General features: G+C 42.2%; 17 protein-coding genes. 10 read left to right on the top strand and 7 right to left on the bottom strand.

Annotation, left to right across the window (positions count from 1 at the left end):
• Positions 1–353 precede the first annotated feature (353 nt).
• Entirely contained in the window at positions 354–1,667 is a 1,314-nt protein-coding gene (locus ABIS04_RS15100) for an amidohydrolase family protein (RefSeq protein WP_350431580.1), read from the bottom strand.
• A 141-nt stretch (positions 1,668–1,808) separates the two neighbouring features.
• Between ABIS04_RS15100 and ABIS04_RS15105 the strand changes: the two genes are divergently transcribed.
• From ABIS04_RS15105 to ABIS04_RS15120, 4 genes are all read left to right on the top strand, one after another.
• A complete protein-coding gene (locus ABIS04_RS15105; protein ID WP_350431581.1) occupies positions 1,809–2,774 on the top strand; it encodes a 2-dehydropantoate 2-reductase in 966 nt (321 codons plus the stop codon).
• A gap of 225 nt (positions 2,775–2,999) precedes the next feature.
• On the top strand, positions 3,000–6,299 hold the full coding sequence (locus ABIS04_RS15110; RefSeq protein WP_350431582.1) for a winged helix-turn-helix domain-containing protein: 3,300 nt from the start codon (positions 3,000–3,002) through the stop codon (positions 6,297–6,299).
• A 34-nt stretch (positions 6,300–6,333) separates the two neighbouring features.
• A complete protein-coding gene (locus ABIS04_RS15115) occupies positions 6,334–6,711 on the top strand; it encodes a DP-EP family protein (RefSeq protein ID WP_124729894.1) in 378 nt (125 codons plus the stop codon).
• Positions 6,712–7,247: 536 nt separating this feature from the next.
• Positions 7,248–8,357, top strand: coding sequence for a sensor domain-containing diguanylate cyclase (locus ABIS04_RS15120; RefSeq protein ID WP_350431583.1), 1,110 nt, complete (start codon positions 7,248–7,250; stop codon positions 8,355–8,357).
• A gap of 122 nt (positions 8,358–8,479) precedes the next feature.
• Here the strand turns inward: ABIS04_RS15120 and ABIS04_RS15125 are convergent, their stop codons facing one another.
• Positions 8,480–9,373 (bottom strand): bile acid:sodium symporter family protein, encoded by an 894-nt coding sequence (locus ABIS04_RS15125; RefSeq protein ID WP_350431584.1) that lies wholly within the window; start codon positions 9,371–9,373, stop codon positions 8,480–8,482.
• Between the two features lie 68 nt (positions 9,374–9,441).
• A complete protein-coding gene (locus tag ABIS04_RS15130; RefSeq protein ID WP_350431585.1) occupies positions 9,442–10,260 on the bottom strand; it encodes a class II aldolase/adducin family protein in 819 nt (272 codons plus the stop codon).
• Between the two features lie 91 nt (positions 10,261–10,351).
• On the opposite strand from ABIS04_RS15130, the gene ABIS04_RS15135 reads away from it, so the two are divergent.
• The 3 genes from ABIS04_RS15135 (at position 10,352) to fdhF (ending at position 16,724) form a co-directional block, all read left to right on the top strand.
• The gene (locus ABIS04_RS15135) at positions 10,352–11,281 is read left to right on the top strand and encodes a LysR family transcriptional regulator (protein WP_350431586.1); all 930 of its coding nucleotides are present in this window, start codon (positions 10,352–10,354) and stop codon (positions 11,279–11,281) included.
• Positions 11,282–11,345: 64 nt separating this feature from the next.
• A complete protein-coding gene (locus ABIS04_RS15140) occupies positions 11,346–12,062 on the top strand; it encodes an oxidative stress defense protein (RefSeq protein ID WP_350431587.1) in 717 nt (238 codons plus the stop codon).
• 441 nt (positions 12,063–12,503) lie between these two features.
• Complete coding sequence (gene fdhF / locus ABIS04_RS15145) at positions 12,504–16,724, top strand: formate dehydrogenase subunit alpha (protein WP_350431588.1); 4,221 nt, start codon at positions 12,504–12,506, stop codon at positions 16,722–16,724.
• Between the two features lie 153 nt (positions 16,725–16,877).
• Here fdhF and lgt read toward each other — a convergent pair whose 3' ends face one another.
• Positions 16,878–17,654: a prolipoprotein diacylglyceryl transferase gene (lgt, locus tag ABIS04_RS15150; protein WP_137225879.1), complete on the bottom strand. Its 777-nt coding sequence runs from the start codon at positions 17,652–17,654 to the stop codon at positions 16,878–16,880.
• A 171-nt stretch (positions 17,655–17,825) separates the two neighbouring features.
• On the opposite strand from lgt, the gene ABIS04_RS15155 reads away from it, so the two are divergent.
• The gene (locus ABIS04_RS15155; protein WP_350431589.1) at positions 17,826–18,680 is read left to right on the top strand and encodes an RNA pseudouridine synthase; all 855 of its coding nucleotides are present in this window, start codon (positions 17,826–17,828) and stop codon (positions 18,678–18,680) included.
• Between the two features lie 14 nt (positions 18,681–18,694).
• Positions 18,695–19,411: a DUF2057 domain-containing protein gene (locus ABIS04_RS15160; RefSeq protein ID WP_350431590.1), complete on the top strand. Its 717-nt coding sequence runs from the start codon at positions 18,695–18,697 to the stop codon at positions 19,409–19,411.
• A gap of 144 nt (positions 19,412–19,555) precedes the next feature.
• On the opposite strand, the gene ybaK is transcribed toward ABIS04_RS15160, so the two are convergent.
• On the bottom strand, positions 19,556–20,029 hold the full coding sequence (ybaK, locus tag ABIS04_RS15165; RefSeq protein WP_350431591.1) for a Cys-tRNA(Pro) deacylase: 474 nt from the start codon (positions 20,027–20,029) through the stop codon (positions 19,556–19,558).
• A gap of 2 nt (positions 20,030–20,031) precedes the next feature.
• The gene (locus ABIS04_RS15170) at positions 20,032–21,000 is read right to left on the bottom strand and encodes a TDT family transporter (protein ID WP_350431592.1); all 969 of its coding nucleotides are present in this window, start codon (positions 20,998–21,000) and stop codon (positions 20,032–20,034) included.
• A gap of 147 nt (positions 21,001–21,147) precedes the next feature.
• On the opposite strand from ABIS04_RS15170, the gene ABIS04_RS15175 reads away from it, so the two are divergent.
• Positions 21,148–22,047: a LysR family transcriptional regulator gene (locus ABIS04_RS15175; protein WP_350431593.1), complete on the top strand. Its 900-nt coding sequence runs from the start codon at positions 21,148–21,150 to the stop codon at positions 22,045–22,047.
• Positions 22,048–22,460: 413 nt separating this feature from the next.
• Here ABIS04_RS15175 and ABIS04_RS15180 read toward each other — a convergent pair whose 3' ends face one another.
• Entirely contained in the window at positions 22,461–25,559 is a 3,099-nt protein-coding gene (locus tag ABIS04_RS15180) for a choice-of-anchor O protein (RefSeq protein WP_350431594.1), read from the bottom strand.
• Between the last annotated feature and the right edge of the window lie 181 nt (positions 25,560–25,740).

The raw sequence follows: 25,740 nt of genomic DNA on the forward strand, positions 1-25,740 counted from the left end.
GATGATGTTAATGGTGTAAATTCAATAATATACTCTTATTAGTTACGGTTAACCATACTGTATGGTAAGCGCGGTCAAGAATGAGACGTTTTATTGATAAAAATCAAATAATGAATACCAAAATTCAATTCAGAAGTGCGACACTGAGCCGATTATTGAAATACCACAAAGAAAATAAACAATGATTATAAGTTAGGGATCAACAATACTGGCGCTAAAGTCAGTTTAACCTTAGCTCCAGTTAATAAACTGTCTGCTAATTTGCTAATTAACCTCAACCCAATTAATCCCAACTCAAGTAGTCGTTGAGGTGATATATTTCCGGTACCACCAACCTACAATAATAAATAGCATTAACGCTTATAAATAACTCCTTTTTTCATCACAAATGACACATCTAATAACGCTTCAATTTGCTCAAGCGGACTGTTATGTGTCGCGATAATGTCGGCATATTTACCCACCTCAAGCGTGCCCAGTTTATCCGACATATCAATCAGTTTTGCCGAATTAACTGTCGCACTGACTAATATATCCTCATTACTCATGCCAGCCTTGCTCATCAATACTGCTTCTTGGGCATTGTCACCATGATGTGACACCCCACTGTCGGTGCCATAAGCAATATTAACGCCTGCTTTGTAAGCCGCACTAAAGTTTTTCATCATGTCACCACCAACACGAATCGCTTTAGCTTTAATGGCTGGAGACATAAAGTTGCCCCCAGCCACATTGGCCATTTTCACTACTGTGTCACCGGCCAACAATGTTGGCACTAAAAACGCACCACTTTTCTTCATTAACTTAATACTTTCTTTATCGGCGTAACTGCCATGCTCAATACTGTCGACGCCAGCACGCAACGCCGCATTAATCCCTTGGGCTGCGTGGGCATGACTAGCTACTTTTCGACCTAATGCATGCGCAGTATCAATAACTTCTTTAAGTTCATCATTATCCATTTGTTGACCAGTACCAGTATTAGTGTCAGATAACACACCGCCAGTAGAAGTAATCTTAATCACATCGGCACCAAATTTAATGGCTCTACGAGTCGCACGACGACAATCATAAGGCCCATCACAAATGGTCTTTGAGGTGAACTTATCAAGTAAATCGGGGCTCATGCCATCAACATCACCATGGCCTCCGGTTACTGATACGCCCCCAGATGCAATAATTCGTGGGCCATCAACCCAACCTTTATTAATGCCATCGCGTAACGCATATATCTGTTCCGGTTTAGCGCCTAAATCCCGAACGGTAGTAAAGCCAGCTAATAAGGTCTTTTTTGCAAAATAAGCACTGCGCATTGCCACATCGGCATCCGACATACGCAAAGTCTCGCTATCATTATTCGGTCCTAACTCGCCCTGTAAATGAACATGCATATCCATCATCCCAGGCATTACAAAGCTATTTTTAAGATCTATAACCTCAACGCTGTCATTCTCGTTCGCCACTGGCGCAGATTGATAGCCTGATGTTATAGAAGTGATTACCCCATCTTTTATTACAACAGTTTGCTGACTTAAAGGTGCCTCACCCGGCACGGTTAATAACGTTTCAGCATAAATAACGTTAATTTCGGCAGCTTCAACCACAGTAGATGCCAGAGTTAATCCGAACACTGCCAAGGCCAGAGTGCTAATAGCATTTTTATTCATAGAAACTCTCTTTTTTTAATTTTATTTGGTTAAGTTTTCTACACTGCCAAAAATACTGTTATGTTACAAGCAAGTAAAATATCGTGTTACATAACGATTAGAAAATCGATTCGTCATAAACAAACAGTGAATGAATATAAAATGGATATTGCAATTTTTGGCGCGGGTTCAACAGGCTGTTATTTAGCAGGTCAGTTATGTCTCTCAGGGTTACAGGTCAGTTTAATTTGTCGTCCAGCGATTAAGCTGAAAATTATCGCTAATAACGGCATTACCATGACCGATTATAACGGCTTTAAACAAACCATTATGCCGCAAGCGTTGATCACTGATATCAACAAAGAGCCGTCAATCAATGGCAAATTTGATCTGGTATTTGTCACCTTAAAATGTCATCAAGTCAGCACTATTGCCAATCAGTTAATGGCGATTACTCATGACAACAGCAGCATAGTATTTATGCAAAATGGCTTAGGCAGTTTTGACAGCATTAAAGACTCACTCGATCATTACAGCTTACTCCAAGGGATCACGCCGTTTAATGTGCTACAACTGCCCAATGCTGTGTTTCACAAAGGCACAGAGGGTGTGTTTACCTTACAAGCAAACCCTCATACCATCGCAATTCAATCTGCACTCGTTAGCCACGGATTTGGTTGCGACATTGAAGCAGACTTTACCCCCATGATTTACGGTAAATTATTATTAAATCTCAATAACGCCTTAAATGCCGTCATCGACTTACCAATTAAACAGCAATTAAGTCATTACAAAAATCGTCGGATGTTGGCCAAAGCAATGAAAGAATGGTTAGCGGTGTGCGAGGCGGCTGACATCCAATTACACCAATACACTAAGGTCAAACCCACTTGGTTACCCACCATTTTATCGCTGCCAAATGTACTATTTAATGTTTTAGCTAAACAGATGCTAGACATAGATCCCAAAGCACGATCGTCGATGTGGGAAGACATTCAAACAAAACGAAAAACAGAAGTCGATTACATCAATGGCGCAGTGGTCCGTATTGGCAAAAAATACGGTATAAAAACCCCAGTAAATCAATTCATAGTAGAGCAAATAAAACAATTAGAACAACAACATTAACCAGATGCTGTACGCGATATAGTTGTCGAGACAAATGTAATTATACGGTACAATTTTATAACAAAAATACAACTGACGTAATCGCACCCTACAATAAAAGGTGCTGAAAATAGTATCACCAATGATAACACTCCAGAAGTAAGCTTAGCGCTGGATATCAATCATTAAGGCGAAACCTATATTTAGCCAAACTTAACGCGATTAACGCATTGGACATGAATCAAGATGAGCAACAGCAGTTTCTTTTTTGGCGATTGGCAAATCAATCCGCAAAGTAACAGTGTTCAATCGGGTGACACAATCCGCACCCTCGAACCTAAAGCCATGGACGTATTAAGGCTACTGTGCCAACACCAAGGAGAGGTGCTCACCCCAGACGATATTATTCGTCAATGCTGGGGAGACATCGCCATTGGCGACAATCCACTGCATAAAGTGATAACCCAACTGCGCAAAGCCTTAGGTGACCAAGCATCAAACCCCAGTTACATTGAAACCATCCGCAAGCGTGGGTATCGCACATTAGCCAAAGTTGAATTTCCCATTGGTCACCATGCTAAAGTCACTACCCAACAATGGCAAGGCGCCTCACCGTTTCCGGGGTTACGCGCATTTGACACCAACGACTCCAATGTATTTTTTGGCCGAAGCGAGCAAGTTAACACCTTATTAAATCGCATTACTAAACAAGTTGATTTTGGCCGTGCCTTTTGCTTAATCCTCGGCCCCAGCGGTACAGGCAAATCATCGCTCATTAATGCTGGTATCATGCCTAATTTGATGTCGAAAAATGGCTTTAACGGGGTTGGCGTCATTGATAATGCCAACCTAGATTTAGCCGATGTCACTAAAAGCAGGTTAATTATCGATATCGCCAGTGCGATGCTCGACTGGGAAATCAATGACCAAGCGGTGTTTACCGACTGTAGTGCCGATATGCTGGCAAACAAACTGCAAAACGACATCAATGCCGTTATTGAATATTGTCAGCTAGCTTTAGCCAAATACTCATCAATCAATGATGACAATGCCCCCAAATACAGTCGGCCCCATTTTTCATTGTTTATCGACCGTTTAGAAATCTTATTAGCGTCGCCATTATTTACCGAATCCGAACGTAACAATGTATTAGATATCCTAGAAACCCTTGCGGTTTCAGGGGTAGTATTAATTATTAGTGCTTGCCGCAATGACTTTTATCCTCAGGTTGTTAGCCACCCAAGCCTAATGGCAGGCAAAGCCAATGGCTCACATTTCGATTTATCGGCCCCAACCCGATCAGAGCTGATGCAAATGATCCGCTTGCCGGCCAATGCAGCTAACCTCACATGGACACTCGATCCCGATACGGCAATGCCGTTGGACGAAATACTTTGCAGTGAAGCCGCCTCAAACCCCGATGCTCTGCCCATGTTGCAATACACCTTGCAATCACTGTATTTGAACAAAGATGACAACAACCAATTATTGGTGTCGGTATACCATTCGCTTGGTGGTATTGAAGGCGCCATCGGTAAAAATGCCGAAGAAGTGCTAGGCCAATTAAACAACAGCGAACGCGCCGCGCTGCCTAAAATACTGTCGATGTTAGTCACCCTCACCGAAGATGAAAAATCGATCACTAGCAGCACCGCCCGCTGGAGCGATCTCGTTAGCGACGCCGAAATAAACCTCGTCAAAGCCATGGTCGATAATCGTTTGTTTGTTTCGCATCTGCAACAAGATCAACCCTGCTTTAGTATTGCCCACGAAGCGCTATTAAGGCGCTGGCCCCGCGCGACCCAATGGATAACCGAGCACAAGGACAGTTTAGCGATTAAAAGCCGTTTACAGCATCAATCCAACCGCTGGCTAGCGGAGTCAAAAAGTAGTGCTTATTTACTGGCAGAAGGTAAACCATTAACAGAAGCAAGCACATTGCTAAATAACCAATTGTTTAACCTAGAGCCTCAAGAACTCGCACTCATTCAAGCCTCTAGCAAACAAGCCAACATCGGCCGCTGGCGCCGCCGCGCAGTCATGCTAGCCCTTGTGACACTGACATTAATTTCTGTCGCCATGAGCGTTCGCAGTATTCAGGCCGAAACCCAAGCGCAACAAAAACGCCTGGCGGCGGAAAACTTACTCGGTTTTATGGTGGGTGAATTCGCCGACAAAATGCGCGGTATTGGTCGCATGGACTTGCTCGATGGTATCAGTAATAAAGCATTAGAATATTTCAGTGACTTTTCGGCCGACGATGCCAGCTATTTAAGCTTTGAAGCCCAGTTTCAACACAGCCAAACCTTAGAGGCCATGGGCGAAGTGGCTTATTCGCGCGGCAATACCGACGAAGCCCACAGCGCCTTAATTGCTGCCCAACAGCGCATGCTGCCGTTACTCGAAATACAACCGCAAAACCTCAACTTACTTAAAACGTTAGGTGCCAATGCTTTTTGGCTCGGCCAGCTTGAATACGATAAAAGTGATTGGGCTGCAACACAGCCTTGGTTGGAGCAATACTTAAGCTACAGCCAAGCCATGTATCAATACGCGCCAGACGATGACGATGCCGTTATGGAATTGTCGTACGCCCACAACTCCTTAGGCTCGATCCACATGAAGCAGCAACACTTTACCGCCGCCCGTGAGGCATTTGAGCAATCATTGCTACTCAAGTTACAACTATGGGATAAAAATAACACCAACAGCCAATTGATTGCCGATATTGCTAATGCACGCTCTTGGCTTGCCAGCGCCGCCACCGCCCAAGGCGACATTACCGCGGCGATACAAATACACCAACAAATTCAACAGCAGTTGGCCAATCAAGCTTTAGAAAAACAGCCTTATTTACTTGAACGACTATCCAGTAGCTACCAACAACTGGCCATTTTGTTAAGTTATCGAAGTCATAACTCACAAGCCTTTGAAAAAGCAAAACTTGGTCTCATTGCTATTACCAATGCCCTAAAACAAGACCCTGAAAATGAAGTTTGGAAAATACTCCAATATCATGATTATCTGAATATGTTGGCTTTTAGTCTTGAACCAATTGAACACACTATGAGCTACAGTGTTGACTCATTAGCATCCAAATTTGCTGAAGATTTGTACTTACAAACCTCCAACAAAAAAAATGAGTTATGGGCAAAATATCAAATGGCCGCAGCAAATTATTTAGCCTCACAAGGACTGCTTTCAGAAAGCCTTGTTTATGCGCGTCTAGCAATATCCTCTTTTAGCGAATTAACCACTGAGTTTAAACAAAGTTCACTTTATGTGGCGAATTTAACCCAAAGCAATATGTTAGCGGCGTCATTACTGGCTTCCATCGGCCAGCCACAACAAGTTATCACCTTGTGTCGGCAATCTAAAAGTCTGTTAGCAACTATTGTTGAAAAAAATAACGACCCACAATTTACCATTCCTTATGCTCAAGCTCTCGATTGCCTTGGCGAACTCGACCAACACCCTGATTTATTGCAACTGTTACAACAATCGGCCATAACCGATTTTAGGTTTAATCCTAAACTTAAACCCTAAACCCTAAACCCTAAACCAAAGTATGGAGAATATAATGTCAAACACTCAAGGCCAAGCAACGTTTTTTAATCTCACTATCACCCTAAACGACAAAGAAGTGCCTGTATTTACTTATACCAACCTGGATGGCACAGATGTATGTGGCAATGTCGTCGTTAACCAATACAGCACCATTTCTTACCAGCTAATTGATAAAACCGGTAAAGGGCTAAAATTTGTTGGTGCGGCCTTCACCACACCTTTTGATAAAATTATTGATGCGATTACCATTAGCAGCGATGGCACATTAATTCAATTAACCGATTTAGATAAAACACCAGGTAATACCGGCTTTCAGTTTGTATTATCAAACAGCTGCAATACCTTGCAGGTACTCAGTCCCGATCCTGAAATCGTCAATCACCCAAACTAAACATTAAATAAACCTAAGATAAAAGTTCAGGCTTGCCCTGAGCTTTTATCTTGTTCAATATCATTAAAACAACCAATAATTAAACCTTGATAAAACGGCTAGTGTGATCCATTAACATCACCTGAGGTTGGAGTTATCTTTTACCCGTTAACCGAACTCAAAAACCAATCATTTCTCAATAGCCCAACGAGCAAACGCCTGCCAAATAACGGTCTCGCTACCTCCCAGTAACGGCTTACTATCTGTCAACGATGCAACCAAATATAGCCATAAAAAAGGCTGTTTCGGCTAAGAAGACTATCGATTCTAAAGAGACAAATCCTAAAACCCAGCAACAAAACCGGCTTACATCCAAGGTACATGCAATAGCGTCAACTCAATAACAACCAATTTATACTATAAAAAGAAACTTTAAACACAAATAAATCAACAGGTTAAAATAAGAAGATTACCGAAAGGTTAAAAACCGCTATTTCTAATAGAGTGTTTGACATCAACAAGGGGTTACCAATACCAAACGCTTAAGGGAATGCACCATGTTTACCAATGATAAATTAACTGAACTCAATAACACGATTTCTCGTGTGACTAAATTAACAAACTCATTCGCTAAATTTCCTGGCGGGACAAAAAAACAAATTTTAAATAACGTCCAAATCCACGAAAATACCATGTTAGAAAATATGGCCACTGCCGATAATAATGGTCAAATGACGGCGGCAGAAAACGTGCAAATTACCACCTTGCTCAATGTAATTGGGGCCATTTCTGAAGCCATTTTTGTGATTAATTCCGCCGGTGTTATTGAAATGATTAACCCATTGGCGGCTAAATTATTTGGTGCCCCGAATGAAATGTTAATTGGCCAAACCTGGACCGATTATTTACAAAGTCCGTTTAAAGATGAATATCAATCGTTATTTGAAGTGTGGAACAAGGCCAGCGAAACCAATAAACAAACAGCGCCTTTTAATCATGGACCAAAAGAAATTATTATTAATCGCGCCGACAGCACCCTACTCGAAGCCGATTTATCATTGTCATGTTTACCCTCTATGAAGTTAGGCTCAGAACCGTTATTTATCGGTATCATGCATAATTTAACCAGCCATAAAGCCGAATACAATAAATTGCGCCACTTAGCCCATACAGATAAATTAACCGGCTTAGCTAATCGTCACGCTTTTGATGACGCGTTGCAAAACAATTGGAACGACAGCATTAATCACGACCAACCATTGTGTTTGATCATTATCGACGTGGATTACTTTAAAATATTTAACGATCAGTTTGGTCATATAAATGGCGACAAATGTTTGCAAAAAATTGCTCAAGTACTGTTAGACGCCTTACCCTCGAACAATGCCATGGCATCAAGGTATGGTGGTGAAGAATTTGTGGTTATTTTGCCCAACAGCAATCCATTAACAGCAGAATATATTGCTAAGCAAATCCAAGCGCGTATTAACCAATTAAGCTTCACCGATCTCGGTTTGCCAGCGCAAACTAAAATCAGTGTCAGCCAAGGCATTGCCTGTGAGCGCAGCGGTCAATATCGTACCCCTACCGCCCTTGTATGCGCAGCTGACACGGCACTTTACCGCGCAAAATCAAGCGGCCGTAATCGAATTAACATTAGTGGCTAAAGATGCGCTGTCGCTAATTGAACATGTAGTGACATGATACTTATCTCAATTAGCCTAGGCGGGTACTCAGTACCTACCATCCATAATCAAAACGAGCCATTTGTTTATAGCAGCAAGCCCTACTAATGTGGCTCGCTCGCTTGAACAGCGGCACTTTTATCCGAATGAATATAACTAGCATAAGCAATCAGTAATCCAGCGCCTACATACATGGTTATACTGTAAACTCCTGCCACCACAGCATAACTAGGCACTTGCAGTAAACTAATGCAAATTAACATTGCCATAGTGGAGTTTTGCAAACCAATCTCTATCGCTAACGTTAAGGTATCTTTATGGCTAAGCGATAATAATTTAGCGCTGATTGCCCCAATAAACATCGCGCCAAAATTTAGCAATAAGCAGGCAATAAATACCTCATTAAAGGCATCAACAATAATGGTATGCTCTTGAATAACCACCCCGATAATCATTAACAGTAAGAACACTAATGCAAAGCGTCTAAAGTACACCTCAGCCTTTACCGCCCAATCACGACAATAACTGCGCACTAACATACCCAATATAATTGGCAATAAGGTAATAACGAGTAACCCCAATGAAATGCTGGTTAATGACATATCAATGGACACATCATTAGCAAAATGAGCAATAGCAAATTGAATCACAAACGGCGCAGTAACCACACACACTATGCTGCTAATAGCGGTTAAACTTACCGATAACGCCAAGTTTGCTTTGGCTAAATGGCTCACCACATTAGAGGTTGTGCCACCTGGACAAGCCGCCAAAATCATCAAACCAACAGCCATGGGCGCAGAAAGATCCATTGCGATACAAATACCAAAAGCCAACAATGGCAGCGCAATAATCTGTCCTACAAAGCCAGTGAGAATAGGTGCAGGTGTTTGCCAAAGGCGTAAAAAATCAAAGCGGGTTAAACTCAAGCCCATACCAAACATAATAAACGCAAGCGACAGCGGCAACAGAATTTCAGTAATAATCGAACCAGTCATAATGGAGTGCATCCTTGCTCGCTAAGCCAAACGACCTAGCGAGAGTGGTGTTAAAAGCGAGGCTGAAATTAATCTAAAAAGCTATTATCTTTCGCTAACATCACTTGGTAAATCGGCTGAAAATTCCCCCAAGTCACTAAGTCGGAACCATTAATTTGTCGTGTTTTAGTCGCAATATCATGACCAATTAACTTGAGTTCACCCGCCGCCTGCGCCAATAACTGACTGTGGCAGCAACTGTCTAACATAATAAAGTTAGCTGTCGCTGCATCAACCGATTTCCCTACGGTTAATAAGCCATGATTTTGTAAAATTACCGCGGCATTGTCTTGTAACGCCTCTGCTATCATATCGCCTTCAGACAAGTCAGCCACCACACCGGTAAAAGTGTCAAACACGCTGTGGTTTTCATAAAACATGCATGCATCTTGAGAAATAGGCTTAAGTAGCTCACCTAATGATGAAAATGCACGGCCGTAAGTTGTATGGGCATGAGCGACGGCATTAACATCTGGGCGAGCATGATGAATGCGTGAATGAATCGCAAAAGCTGCATTATTAATTGGGTGCTTGCCTTCCAAAATATTGCCATTATGGTCAACACGCACTAAATCTGATGCTTTAATTTTGGAAAAATGTACTGCTAAAGGATTTACCCAAAAGGTTTCAGGGGCAATGCAATCTCGCAGGGTAATGTGTCCCGCTAAACCTTCGTCGAATCGATAATGGGCGAATACTCTGAATGCTGCCGCTAAGCGCTGTTTTTCGAATTGTTGTTGCTGTTGCTTGTTATCAAATTTAGGCGGTAATGGCATAGGAAATTTATCGGTACCGATGGTCATTTTTTTCATTTGTTGGGTTTGCTGGGTATCGTGTAATGTGGTCATCTTGAGTCTACTTTTATTAGTTTAGTTTGACTTTAATTTAACCAAGCCTAAAATAAATTCAAATGATACTAACTCATAGATAACTATTAATATGTTGCATAGTAAGATTGATTTGAACTTATTCCTCATTATGATCACTGTGTATCAGCAAGGCAGTATTACTGCCGCTGCGGCTAAATTACACTTAAGCCAACCAGCGGTAAGCCATGCAATAGCACGTTTACGCGACAAATTTAACGACCCATTATTTGTTCGCCATGGTCGCAAAATGCTGCCTACGGCCTTATGCCAAAAAATTATTCCTGATGTATTACAAGCAATGAGTTTGCTCGATAACACCATATCAAAGCCGGCAACTTTTGACATTCTGCAGCATAAACGCGAAATTAAACTCGGTTTAAGGGATATTTTAGAATCGATGTTTTTCCCCATTTTGGTGCCAGACTTACTTAACAACACCCCTAACCTCACATTAAACAGTCGTCAAATTAAGCGTATCGAACTTGAACCCTCATTGGCGCAGCAGAGTTTAGACATTGTGATCGATGTGCTAATGCCAACCCATAAAGACATACGCAGCAGTTTAATTTGCCATGAATCCTTTTCACTTATTTGCCGTAAAGATCATCCGATATTGCAGCAGTTAACACTGGAAAATTACGCCAAAGCATCACATGCGTTAGTCAGCTTAAAAGACTTTACTATCGACACCGTCGACATGGCTTTAGCAACCCAAGGCATTACCCGCAATATTGCCCTGCGCTGCGAACACTACTTTGCTGCAATTAATGTTGTCAGCCAATCTGACATGATAATGACCATGCCAAATAGCTACGCCATGTTGTTGCAACAATCTATGCCTATTGTGGTATCGCCGTTGCCCTTTGAAGTGCCCGATTTAGCCGTGCACATGTATTGGCATAAACAAGCAGAAGACGATCCGGTAAATCAATGGATAAGAGATAAACTACTTGATATCTCAGCACAGCTTTTTCACGACCAACCTAAAGATAAAAAATAAAACCCTTTTTTATTTTTGTCACGTTTACACTGATTAACAGATCTTATTGATTACGGAGTTTTTCATGAAAAAACGATTACTGACCAGTATCATTTCAAGCACATTATTCGCCTTAACGGCCACCAGCTGTTTAGCGACAGTGCAAGCGGCCGAATTAAGCTTTGCTCATATTGAAACCGTGGGCACCAGTACCATTGAAGCCTCAGCCGATATGGCAATTATTAATGTTGCAGTGGCAGTACAAGCCGACAACGCCAAAGCGGCAAAAGATAAAGCCGACGAAGCCGTCAGCCAGTTTATGCAACGTTTACTTAAAGCGGGTATCGACAAAAAGCACATTCAAACGGCTAATTTACAACTTAATCCACAATATGTTTATGTCAAAAATGAGCCGAGAAAACTCAGCGGATATAACGCCAACCGCCAAATGACGGTCACCGTAATGGATCTCACTAGCTTAAATGACATACTCGACAGCGCATTGGTTGAAGGGATTAATAATGTGAATAACATCGAGCTTAAATCCAGCCAAGAAGCCCACCTCATCACTCAAGCTCGCCAAGCCGCCATTAATGATGCCAAGCAAAAAGCCCAATCATTAGCCAAAGGTTTTGATGAACAAATTGCAGGGGTATGGGAAGTGAGATACTTTCCGCAGCAATCACATCAGCCTGAAATGTACCGTGCAAGTATGAAAATGAATGCAGACGTGTCACAAACCTACCAGCAAGGTCAAATAACGATTAGCGATAGAGTCGAAGCCGTTTTTAGGCTTAAGTAATTTGAACAGACAGAGGCTAATTGGGCGATCCCGTTAGCTCTGTCTGTGATTTTTTGGGCAGCATAAATTAGCCATTTGCTGTCCATAATCATAAACAATGGCGAAATAGTGCGACTTAACAGGTCTTACCATCACTATTTCCATATTAATAACTCAGTGTTTAATATGAAATAAATTTAAACATGCTTTTTAATTACCACAAAAATGATCTAAATCACATCTGAACATCCCCTAGCCAATTAAACTGAATTTATCAACAGTGGGTGCAGAAACAACACCAAGGTTATCAAACGCAATCTGCAGAGCAACATAATACACGCTAAACAAACTCCGCTTTTTGTAGTGATACCTGAATGACGTCCAGTTGTACGCTCCCCATTCAATGCAGACTTATACAGCAATTCAAACTTAGCCAGCAATTCAAATTTAAAAGGCCTTGTAATGATTGACATCACCATAGACGGCGCAACCCTATCGCTGCCCCAGGCAGATAGCTTATTAAAAGCAGCCACTGATGCCGGTATTAACATCCCAAACTTGTGTGACTTTTCCCACAGTAAGGCTAAACAGCACTGTAATTTATGCCAAGTGCAAATAAAAAATCATGATGGCAGCTTACGCTGTGTTCGTGCTTGCGAGACAGCCCTAGAAACCGGCTTAGAAGTGATTACCCAATCAAGCTATTTAAGTAAAATTCGTCAAGAGGCACTTGAGAATATTCTCAGCGATCATTTTGCCGATTGTGAAGCCCCTTGCCAAACAGCTTGCCCTGCAGGCGTTGACGTACAATCTTACCTTTATCATATTGGCAAAGGCGACTATAAAGAAGCGGTAAAGGTCATCAAAAAAACCTTACCTTTACCGCTGTCTATTGGCCGTGTTTGTCCTGCATTTTGTGAAGCCGAGTGTCGCCGCGGATTAGTTGATGAACCCGTAGCCATTCGTCAGCTCAAACGTCATGCCGCAGACTTAGATTTACATGATTTAGAATCTTACGTTCCGCCAAAAGCACCTGCGACGAATAAACGCATTGCCATCATTGGCAGTGGACCAGCGGGATTGACCGCGGGTTACTACCTTTCTAATAATGGCCACGATGTCACCATTATGGAGTCTGCCCCAAAAGCGGGCGGCTGGTTACGTTACGGCATTCCAGAATATCGCTTACCCAAAGATATTCTCGATAAAGAAATAGAACTACTCACCCGTAACGGACTTAAGATTAAAACGGGTTGTGCATTGGGTCGTGATACCAATTTAACCGAATTGGTGGCCAATTATGATGCGGTTTGCCTCGCAATTGGGGCGCAAAAAGCCGTACCCATGAATTACCCAGGCAGCGATTTACAAGGCTGTTATTTAGGGGTGGATTATTTACGCGATTATTGCACAGATAAAAAATTCATTACCGGCAAAAAAGTGGCCGTTATTGGTGGTGGTAATACTGCGATTGATTGCGCTCGAACCGCTGTGCGCGATGGTGCAGATGTCACCTTAATTTATCGCCGTAGCCGCGATGAAATGCCAGCAGAACCCTATGAAATACATGAAGCCGAAGAAGAAGGCGTTAAGTTTCATTTTCTCACCAATCCAGTCGAAAACCACAGTGATAGCCAAGGCCGAGTTAAATCGGTCACGTTTGCGAAAATGGCGCTAGGTGAACCCGATGCATCAGGCCGACGCTCTCCCAAGGCGACTGGAGAAACCTTTGAAGAAGTCTTTGATACCGTTATTCCAGCAGTATCTCAACAAGTCGATTTAGATTTTTTAGAACAGCCCGAAAACCAAATAGACACAGGTCACCTTGCCCTAACCCGCTGGCATACCTTCCTTGGCTGTGAACAAACCATGTCTGCAGGCGTAGAAAAACTGTTTGTTATTGGTGATTCGCGCACTGGCCCTGGTACTGCAGTAGGTGCAGTGGCAGATGGTCGAAAAGCTGCTGAAGCCATTGAAGGATTATTAACTGAAGGGTTAACCTGCCATTTAGAACAAGGGCTATTTAACTCACGAAAAGCCAACAAAACAGCCTCGTTGTCTGCTGAGCTATATCCTGACTTATACCCCGAGATAGCTAAACGTCCTCGACTAAAAATGCCTGAATTAAGTCAGTTAAATCGAACCCTTAATTTTTCCGAGGTGGAGCTAGGGTTTGTTCCTGAAGAAGCAATGAAAGAAGCCATGCGCTGTTTAGAATGTGCTTGCCAAGCCAATACCGATTGTAAGTTACGCGACTATGCCACCGAATATAAAGTTGACGGTAAAACACTCGATCAAACTCAGGCGCGTAAATTTAAAGTCGACAACAGTGCGCCTTTTATTACTTTTGATGCCAATCGTTGCATCAGCTGTGGGGCTTGCATTGAAGCCTGTCATCAACAAAGTGGCCATAACGTGATTAGCTTTGAACCCAACAGCTATCAAGCGCTACCCGATGCCACCACAGCAGGCATTAGCCGTAATGCGCCGCGAGTTGGCTTTACCGCGTCTATGAATGACAGTGACTGCGTGCAATGTGGTAACTGTGTTCAAGTCTGCCCCACTGGCGCCTTGGTTGATGCCAGAGATAAAACTCAAGGCACTGACAGAGAATTAACTAAAACCTCAACCGTGTGCACATATTGTGGTGTTGGTTGTCGTGTTGAACTACATGTCGACCAAAGTAATAACCACGTTATGCGTGTCAGTGGCGATAGTCACTCACTGGTAAATGAAGGCATGCTATGCGTAAAAGGTCGCTCAGGTTTTGACTTTTTAAACAGCCCTAAACGCCTTACCACACCATTAATTCGCAAAAATGGTCAACTGCAACCAGCCAGTTGGAGCGAGGCCATTAGCTATATTACCGAGCAACTACAACCGATTAAAGATGCCACAGGACCGAGTAAATTTGCCGCATTATCTTCAGCTAAATGTACCAATGAAGAAAACTATTTAATGCAAAAGTTTACCCGTAGCATTATGGGTACTAACAACATCGATCACTGCGCAAGATTATGTCATTCATCAACGGTTGCAGGCTTATCCGATACCATTGGCGGCGGCGCCATGACCAATGATATTCCTAGTATTAAAGAGTCTGATGTTATTTTTATCATCGGCTCTGACACCACCAGCGCCCATCCGATTATTGCTTCTCATATCAAACGGGCGGTGAGTCAACATGGTGCGCGCTTAATCGTCGCAGACCCAAAGAAAACCACGATTGCAGACAGCGCTAATCTTTATGTTTCTCATCGACCTGGCACAGATGTCATGCTTCTCAATGCCATCATGCAGCAAATTATTCTCAATGATTGGCAAGACGTCGACTACATCAATAATCGTGTTGAAGATTATGAAATACTCAAGCAAGAAGTGATGAAGCCAGATTACAATCTAACCAATGCCGCATTAATCACAGGTGTCAGCGCTGATGATATTGCCTTAATGGCAAAAATGATTGGCACCGCAAACAAAACTGCCTTGTATTATGCCATGGGAATAACCCAACATACTTCAGGTTATGACAACGTAGTGTCTACCTCTAACTTACAATTATTGTGTGGCAACATTGGTGTAATAGGCGCGGGATTAAACCCGCTTCGCGGCCAAAGTAATGTTCAAGGTGCGTGTGATATGGGCGCGTTACCTAATTATTATCCGGGTTATCAGAAAGTCGATAATCTGAATAATAATGCTAAATTTACTCACGTTTGGGGTAACAGCTCGCTTCCATCTGAGCCCGGATTCACGGCCACAGAAATCATGCACGCAATTGTTGAGGGCAAACTCGAGGCATTGTATGTATTAGGTGAAAACCCTGTACTGAGCGATCCAGATCAAGCCCATGTTATTGCAGCCCTGTCTAAAATCAAATTTATGGTCGTGCAAGATATCTTTTTAACCGAAACCGCCCAAATGGCGCATGTTGTTCTGCCCGCCACGGCTTTTGCTGAAAAGGATGGTCATTTCACCAATACCGAACGTCGGGTACAGCAATTACGTGTGGCATTAACGCCACCGGGTGAAGCCATTGTCGACTGGAAAATTATTCAAACGATTGCCAACAACCTAGGTGCAAATTGGCATTACCACAGCACCAAAGACATTTGGGATGAAATTAATCATGTCACTCCACAATATCAAGGTCTGACTTGGCAACGCCTTGAACACAAAGTAGATGGTTTACAATGGCCATGCTTTGATGAAAACCATCCTGGCACCCCGATTTTACATACCGAGACATTTTTGCGCGGCAAAGGCAGAATGATCCCCGCGAGTTATCGTCTACCCGCTGAAATGCCTGATAGTGAGTACCCATTAACACTGTCAACAGGCCGTTTACTGGAGCAGTTTCATACTGGCACCATGACACGCAAAACCCCAGAGCTTGATATTAAAGGTTCGCCAAGAGTGATGATTTCGGTTTACGATGCCGAAAAATTAGGCGTGAGTAACGGTGATATGTTAATCCTCAGTACCCGCCGCGGAACGATTGAAATAGCCGCCTTTGTGACTAAACGTGCTCAAGTAGGCGTATTATTTTTACCCTTCCATTTTGCCGAAGCCGCGGCCAATAAACTGACCATTAATGCATTGGATCCCATTGCAAAAATTCCAGAATATAAGGTGTGCGCCGTTAAAGCAGAAAAGTTACACCCGGTATGTTTAGTCGTTTAACTGTGTTTACAGCTCAACGACCCACAACATGCTTATGTATGTTTAGGTATACTACCAAGCATTAATTGAACGCTAAATACCAGCCATAAAAAAACGTCCTATCGCATTAGCCATAGGACGTTTTTTTGTGTACGAGTTTTTATCAGAAAATAATTAACTGCGTTTACGGTAAGCCATAATGAGCAACACAATACCCGTGAATAAAAACGGTAAACTTAACCACTGGCCAGCACTGAGAATCGACTCATGGTAAGCCGCTTGACTCACTTTTACGGTTTCGATACCAATACGAGCACTAAATACCAAAATTAAAAACAAACCAAAAATGGCGCCGTGCTTTTGCTTCATATTGGTGTATTTATAAATGGCGTATAAGCCAATAAATATTAATAGATACGCAAACGACTCATACAACTGTGCTGGGTGGCGTGGAAGCATATCAATCCGCTTGAAAATAATGCCCCATGGCAGCGTTGTTGGTTCGCCTAAAATCTCAGAGTTAGCAAAGTTGGCTAAACGAACAAAAAAGCCAAATATCGCAGTCGCGATTGCTAAACGATCAAGCAGAAACAAAAACGGTAACTTCACTTTACGCTGGTAATAATACAAGGCCAATATGGCACCTAAGCCCCCACCATGGCTGGCTAATCCGCCTTCCCAAATCGCAAAAATCTTCATTGGATGAGAGAAGTAATACCCTGGATCATAAAAAATACAATGGGCTAAACGAGCACCAACAATAATGCCGACAACGCAATAAATTAATAGATTATCCAGCGACTCAACATCTAAGCCTTCTTTTGTATAAATACGTTTCATCACCTGAAAACCCGTCGCTATGGCTAACGCAAACAAGGCTCCATACCAATGTACTTTTAATCCCATAAACGAAATCAACACAGGATCAAGATCCCAAACGATATGTTCCAATTTATTTACTCCAATTGATAGACACATTATGCTAAAACAACTTTACGACAGATGATACATAGATAGCCAACAGAAGAGAAAGTTTCATTAACTAATCAACATTCAACCGATAAATAAGGTACCATTTGGCGTAATTTACCGCTTATAGACTGCGTTATTAGAGTTAACTAAATGATGGCTGATAAAACCGAATACCATATTGATATTACTGAGCACAGTACTGATGCCATAGGCTTATTGGCGCAAGCCAGTGGTTTAGGTAAACAAGTATTAAAAGATGCCATGCAAAAAGGTGCTATTTGGCACAGCCACGGTAAACAAACCAATCGCATTCGTCGCGCCAAAAAGCCCTTACAATCTGGCGATAAGCTGCATCTATATTTCAACCAGTACATTTTAGATGAACAAGTTGCACCAGCAGAGCTGTTATTTGATCAAGGCGAATACAGTATTTGGTACAAACCCTATGGTATGCGCTGCCAAGGCTCAAAGTGGAGTGACCATACCACCATTAATCGCTACGCAGAGTTGCATATACAACCACAACGCAATGCCTTTATTATCCATCGGCTTGACCGCGCAGCGACGGGCTTATTGATACTGGGCCACAGTAAAAAAACCACCGCGGCCATTGCCAAATTATTTGAAACCAGTGAATTTGAAAAACATTATCAGGTGATTGTTGAAGGCGAGTTTTCTAGTCAACCCATGAGCATTGACAGTCCTGTCGATAATAAACCCGCACTGTCGCATGCCACTAGGCTTGCTTATCATCCAGCGCTAAATCAATCAAAAGTACAGGTGAAAATAGACACAGGCCGTAAGCATCAAATTCGGATTCATATGGCGAGTCTTGGTCATCCTGTCGTGGGCGATCGTTTACATGGCAATGGTAACGATCACTCACCCGATCTCGCGCTGACATCATGCGTTTTTCGTTTTACTTGCCCGTTAAGTAACAGCGTAAAAACCTTTAAATTGCCAGAGCATTACCGTCCAGCATTCGCTGCCACCAAATCAACTTAAAGGGACGTCATACCATGCGTAACATCATCATTGGGTTACTTTTTTGTAGTGTTTGTTTTAGTGTTAGCCAAGTTTGTGTGGCGGCCAGTTTGCAACTGCCCAACAATACCGAAACTGTATTAGTGAATGGTAAAGCCACACAACAATCTAGCGTAAAGCTCGACTTAACGACGCCTGATGCTATCCAGCAAATTGCCTTTCGCTATCAAGCCCGTTATCGCGATAATGGTAGTCAGAATCACTTTACCTCTGACGTCATTATCTTGCGCTTTACTGCTAGCGAGCAAACCTACACTGTAGCCCTGCCGACCATTAACTCAACCTCACGCGCCAATCAATTTAATGCTCATCCTGCAATAACCTTAACCAATCAGGCTGGCGATAAAGTTGCGTTTACACAAGATAAATTGATGAAAGCTGGCTTACAAATTGGTCGCGATTTTGAACAAGAAATGACGCAATACAATACCTCTGGAGCCATCGCAGCTATGGCCACTAACACCAAACTAAGTACAGTTCCAAACACCGAACCGGGCGCGGTTGTAATGACCCCATCAATGATGCCTGCTGCAACCGTTAAAGGTGAGCAAGCCGTTAATAATACCGCAGCAAAACCACTTAAAAAAACCGACGATATAACACAAGCAGAAGTGAGCCGGATGTTAGATTACTGGTATCAAAAAGCCAATCAGCAAACCCAAGCTGAATTTAAAGCCAAAATAAATAACTAAAGATTGATTGTTCCTTTTAAATTTAGATGGTGAACTTATTTGCTGGGCTTATTTGATGGGCTTAGATGGCTAATTCGGCGGTTAACCTAGTTTGGTTAGCTTATTTTGATTAGCTTAGCGATGCTATTGGGTTATCAACAACACTTAGCTTTGGGCGCAAATATTAGCAAATTTAGCATTAAGTATGCGTTGTAAATCCATAGGATTGAGGGAAATGTCTACGCCTCTTTTGCCGGCGCTAACGTAAATCCGTTGATACTGTTGTGCCGAGGTATCAATAACCGTGAGTAAACGCTTTTTTTGCCCTAACGGACTAACACCGCCAAGCACATAACCACTTGAACGCTCCACCGCTAATGCATCTGCCATATGCGCTTTTTTAGCCCCTGCGGCTTTAGCAATTGACTTCATGCTGAGCATAGACGACACAGGTACTATACCAACCACTAGCGAATGATTATCTACACTCACCACTAAGGTTTTAAACACTTGTTGTGCAGGTAACCCCAGTTTTTGTGCCGCCTCTAATCCATAAGACTCACAATGAGCATCATGATGATATTCATGTACTTCAAAATCTATTTTATGTTTTTTGGCTGTTTCAATTGCTGGGGTCATATTTAAATATCCATGATCGATACTTTATTCGGTTGATAAAAAGACACATATCGTAGACAAACATATGTCACCACCACTGTCGCAATAAGCAATTCTAGTTCGGCCAGCAAATGAATTTGCTGAATATATTCAGGTTCAACGCCAATACCTTCCATCCATACGGTCATTTTAAATAATGCTGTTGCTCCTATTACCATCGGAAAGGTAAATGCAGCATAGCCGGGGCTAAAAGGTAAGCGTAATAACTTAAAAAACGACAGGTAAATAATCGCGGTCATCAACACCCCTATACCAAATAAAAGCCCAACAATAACCGGTGACGGATATTGAGTAATGGTTAGGTAACCCGCCAATGATAAACTGGCTGGCGCCGCTAAAACAGCTAATGTCGGTTTTGCCGCATCGGGAATGGCTTCGGCAAAAATAAGCCGATAAATCATTATGGGTAACATCACCACATAACTTAACATACCAAACATAAGCGCCGCATAAGCAACCCACATAAGATGAGCATTACCTGAAAATGACACATCAGCTACTACAATACCAATAGGCGGAATAAACCAACTCGGCACCATATGATGCAAGGAAAACTGCTTACTACGATGATAAATAAAGCCAACCAAAAAACTGATGTGGAGCAACACCGCAAATGACCACATTAAGTCTCCAGCTAATGCTGAAACATAGCCGAGGGAATTAGACACCACCATTAACGCCATGGCAAACGTGGGGACCACACTGCCAACCACTGGATGCGCAATATCTTGCCGCAATAAATGGGCATGGAATAGAAATTTAGCCGCTAATAACAACAATAATACACTAGCAATAGCCGCACTTACCCACTGACCATAATGGTGGAAATCGACCAGATATTCCCAACTCCACCCTAAACTGGCAATCCCTAACGCAAGGCCTGCCATTGGTGTCGGCGCTATCATTACTGTTTGTTTTACTGCTCGAATCATTACATCCTCAAACCAATCGACAAGCGAATAAAGTGATTTTACGCTTGCTGTTTGTTTATAAATATCCAATTATATGAAACATGCGTTCAATAAAACTGAACATTAAAACGACAATACATCTCTCATCAATAGAGTCCGCCAAATAAGATGAATATTTCACTTAAACAACTCAATGTGTTTATGAGTATTACTCAACACAACACCTTAACGGCTGCAGCTCAAGCTATCTACTTGTCTAAAGCGGCGGTGAGTATGGCATTAGCAGAATTAGAAAAACAACTTGGCCATCCGTTGTTTGATCGAGTCAATAATCGTTTAGTGCTTAATCAAGAAGGACACAAGCTATTACCTCTTGCTGATGAGCTGCTAAGTAGAGCAAATAATATCAATCAATTATTTGATGCAGAGCAAGCTTTTGCAGGACAATTAAAAATTGGCGCCAGTGACACTATAGGTAATCATGTTGTACCCGGGTTATTGAGTCAGTTTCGCCACCAGCATCAACATTTTTCTCAAAGTGTGTTTATTTCAAATTCGCGGCTAATCTGCCAAAAGCTGCGTGATTACGAGTTAGACATTGGCTTAATTGAGGGGAACACGCCTCACCCGGATCTCATTGCAACACCATTCAGCCATGACAACATGTGCATTATTGCCGCTCCAGAACATCCTTTTTGTCATATTAAAAAACCGCACATTACTGATTTATCACCGAGTGACTGGATACTGCGAGAGGCAGGTTCTGGATCGCGAGAGTTCTTTTTGCGCAGCCTTGCACCGCATATTGAGACTTGGCATGAAGTGTTTGAGCTTAATACTACTGAAGCGTTAATTAATAGTGTGGCTGCGGGTATTGGTTTAGGGTGTTTATCGACGCTAGCGGCTCAATATGCAGTAAGAGATGGGCGTGTCACTCAGCTCGATTCTCATATCAAGGGTGATAACATCAAAATGCAGCGACCGTTTTGGTTAGTGGTCCACAAAGACAAATATCACAGCCCGCTGCTGAAAAGTTTTATTGAGTTTTGTCATCAATGGGATAATTGATAAAGTGGTTATTTGTTGAATATGGCCGCAGGCCATACCTTAATAGCCAAAAACGTTTTAAAACAGACTCAAATCACATAGCCTGTAACTGATAACCCAATATAATTTTTGAATAAAATGCGCTCAAATCTTAACGAGTAACGGCTATGGCCTAATACAAATTCAACCATTGTTTGCCTAATCGATATAACCACCTATGCACCGGATAAAGCATAAAAAAAGCAGGCCATTTAGGCCTGTTTAGATTAATCACCCACCAAATATCACTTAGTAAGCAACGCTAATACGTTGATTAACATGCTTAGCACTTTCGGCTTCATCAAACATGGCTTTGGCAAAATCTGGAAGGTTAATTATTGCAAAAAAAAGCCCCGATCAATTAGACGGGGCTTTTTTAATGTTGAAAAATAGTACTATTTTCTAGTTACTCTAACTCTTCTGCGGGCTAATAACCCAAGACCAATCAACAATTCAATTAGTCCTAAACTACCGCCACTGCTACTTGTTGAAACTGGCGTTGGTTCTACAGTTGCAACAGGAACACCAACAGTAACAGGATCGATAATTGCGCCATCCTCTGCACCATCTTCATCAAGGTATCCGCCATCAGTGATACTGACTTGCACTAAATTATCGCCGATTAGCTCCCAATCAGCAGACTCAACCTCAACCGTACTACCGTCAGCGTTTACTTTAAGTAAAACAGCATCTTCTGGTAAAGTGCCACCAAAATTAATCGTAACGGATATAGTGCTACCAACCTCTAAGCCAGTTACGTTGTAGCTAAATTGCTGCATAGGATAAGTATACTCAGTACCCGTTGCTGTTGTTGTTGAAACAACAATACCTGACACACTGCCTTGATCGACTGTAATAGGTCGAGTTAAATTATAAATAGCAGTGCCATCGGCAAGTATAGTGGTTGGTGCTCCTGCGTCATCGAGATCTGCTTCTGCACGATAGCGAACCACAGTATCTTCATTGCCTGCAGCATCAGTTGATGTTTCCATCCATACTGTATATAAATTGTCACCGTTAGGCTTCATGGTGAGTTGTGATTCAAAATCAGGCTCACCCTCAGGATCTAAAGGAACATCAACATTAGCGGATACTAATTTTAGTGGCTCATAGGTTCTACCACCATCTTTGGTTTTAGTGACAAAAACATCAAGTTCTGCACCAGCTTCGATATGAGCATAGGTGTTTTTGACAGAACCCCACGCTAATATAAAGGCATTAGGATCTTGACAGTTTGCACCTTCTGGCGCATTGACAGGATCACAGGCAGACGTACTGCTTGGTGCGCCCACAATACGAGGCTCTTTAATATCGACTTCAGCTTCAGGTAGATAATTAGTCAGGTTTTGGGTACCCGTCCAAGTATGTCCACCGTCATAACTACGACGTGTAAAGAAGTTATAGTTATTTTCAGTGGTGTACTTCGCTAATGCCCAATCTGCAGTGTAACTGTAACCAAACAAGATGGTATCACCACGGATAGCACCACGATGTGCTCGTGCATCTTCGAGATTATTATTCTCGGTAGTTATCGTTAAAGCTTCAATAGTCTTAGTCGTATCGTTACTTGTGACCTCACCTATAGAATTAGTACTTAGGTTCATCGCTCCTGAATTGTTAATACGATCAGATAATGTGATTGGGGGTACGTGATCTCGATCATCATCAGTTAAATAATAATTACAGCCACCCGCTTCCTCATAGGTTACATCTAATACTGCATCCCCTTCTGCAACAACGACGGTATTACCTAAACCATCTACATATCCACCGAGCCCATCGGGATAAACCACTGAACCTGTAGATGTCAGCACATAACGGGTAAACGTAGTAAAATTGGTATCTACAGCGGGTATTAAATCAACTGGAGTCAAGCCTGTATTGGCAGCATCCGTACCGACTTTACCAATACGACCTACGATGTCAGAAGGGCCACCTTTATCGTATGCACCCTCTTTCCAGAAAAACATAAACTTGGTACCACTTTTGTTAATACTTTCATCCATACCCGCGACTTGATTACCAAAGAAGCGCACCCGTCGAGCATTTTCTGCTGGGTTACTAATCACACAACCAATACGTGCGGGGTCTGCCCAATCCGGTGACTGGTAAACGTCACTAACAACGCCCTCTGTGTCTGGATATTCACTTTGTGGATCTGAACTGGTATTAATAGTGTCACTTTCAGTGTAATTTCCTTTAGCACCCGGCTGATTCTGATTTTTAGAATTACCAGTTGAACTGCCACCTTTTTGCAAACCGGAACTAAAAGCGACATTAATATAACTTGCTGGCGGATTATCGAAAGTAAAACGGTGATAACGTACAACTTTACCAAAATCGACACCTTCACCACCGCCTTTGGTTTCTTCATAAGCGATGACCGTGACAGGTTTCTGCCCAGGCACTTGTACCATGCCTAAGTTTGCGCGTGATGCGCCTTCTTTACCTGTTTCTACCAATAATGGCTTAGTGTCTGAACACTCAGGTGTGGCCGCACAAACCGGATCAAGATAACCCGTTAATTCTACAACGACATCATCACCTTCACGTTTTTTAAACTTTTTGAAGTTATTGGTAACACGAGAAACATTGGCAGCAAACGAAATATCTGCAAGTGCGGGAGCCTTCATATCTTCAATATAGGTATACCAAATATCTGTACCTTTATTGACATTAGCACCACTAGCCCCATCTCCCGGACCATCGGCAGTACCTGTTTTTAAACCTTCTGGGTCTTCCTGCCAAACAACATTCCACGCGACTTTTGTACCGTTACTATAGCTAGTTGCACGGGGTACATTTTGTTTGGCATCACGTTCACCAAAGCTTAATTGTTCACGCTTCCACGTACCTCCAGTGGGATTATTATCAGCATCTACAGCACTAGGATTTTTAGTATAGGCGATGTAAGTACAACTAAAAGGCAGTTGTCTTCCTTCACGATCAAGATAGGTAGCAGCACCCTGATGGTAGTTATAATCAGGAATATCATCATTCAGGTTTGTCACATCAACGTCGACTGCTGGACAGTATTTATCTGCCCATGAAACACCCACATAACCACCTGCCGCAAAGATATTTGGTTTTCCGGAGTCACCATAAAAATCGCCAAGAGAAATATCGCCATTATCATCGGTTTCCCAGTAGCTTTGCTTCGATGTTCTACGTGCCGTATCAGAAATATTGACAGGCTTACTCCACGTCGCACCATCATCTTTCGATACCCGAATAAAAATATCTTGAGCAGGACGTTCTCTTTGCGCTTTCAGGTCATAAACCGTTTTATTATCACTATTACCATAAGCATATGCACTGACTAAATCACCATTAGGCAGTCTTTTTATTTTGCCTTTTGCAGCTAAGTCTTCAGTGAGTACTCCACCGTCATCATGAGGTGATAAAGCTTGTGCATCACTGGCTAAAGCAATTGAAAATCCGGTAGTTGATAGATAAGCAGCGGCCATACAATATAGTAGTTTTTTAAATTTCATAATAAAATTTCCTTATTGTCATTATTCAATGAAAAATCTTATTCTTAAATTTTGATCACCATCACACCAAATGAATTGGATATTTTATATACAGCAATGACCGCGCCACAATGATATTGATACTTTCAAAATGTTGATTAATACTGATTAATATCAACTTTATATGTTTGATTGATATTAT

The organism is Shewanella sp. H8, from assembly GCF_040285065.1.
GTDB lineage: Bacteria > Pseudomonadota > Gammaproteobacteria > Enterobacterales > Shewanellaceae > Shewanella > Shewanella polaris.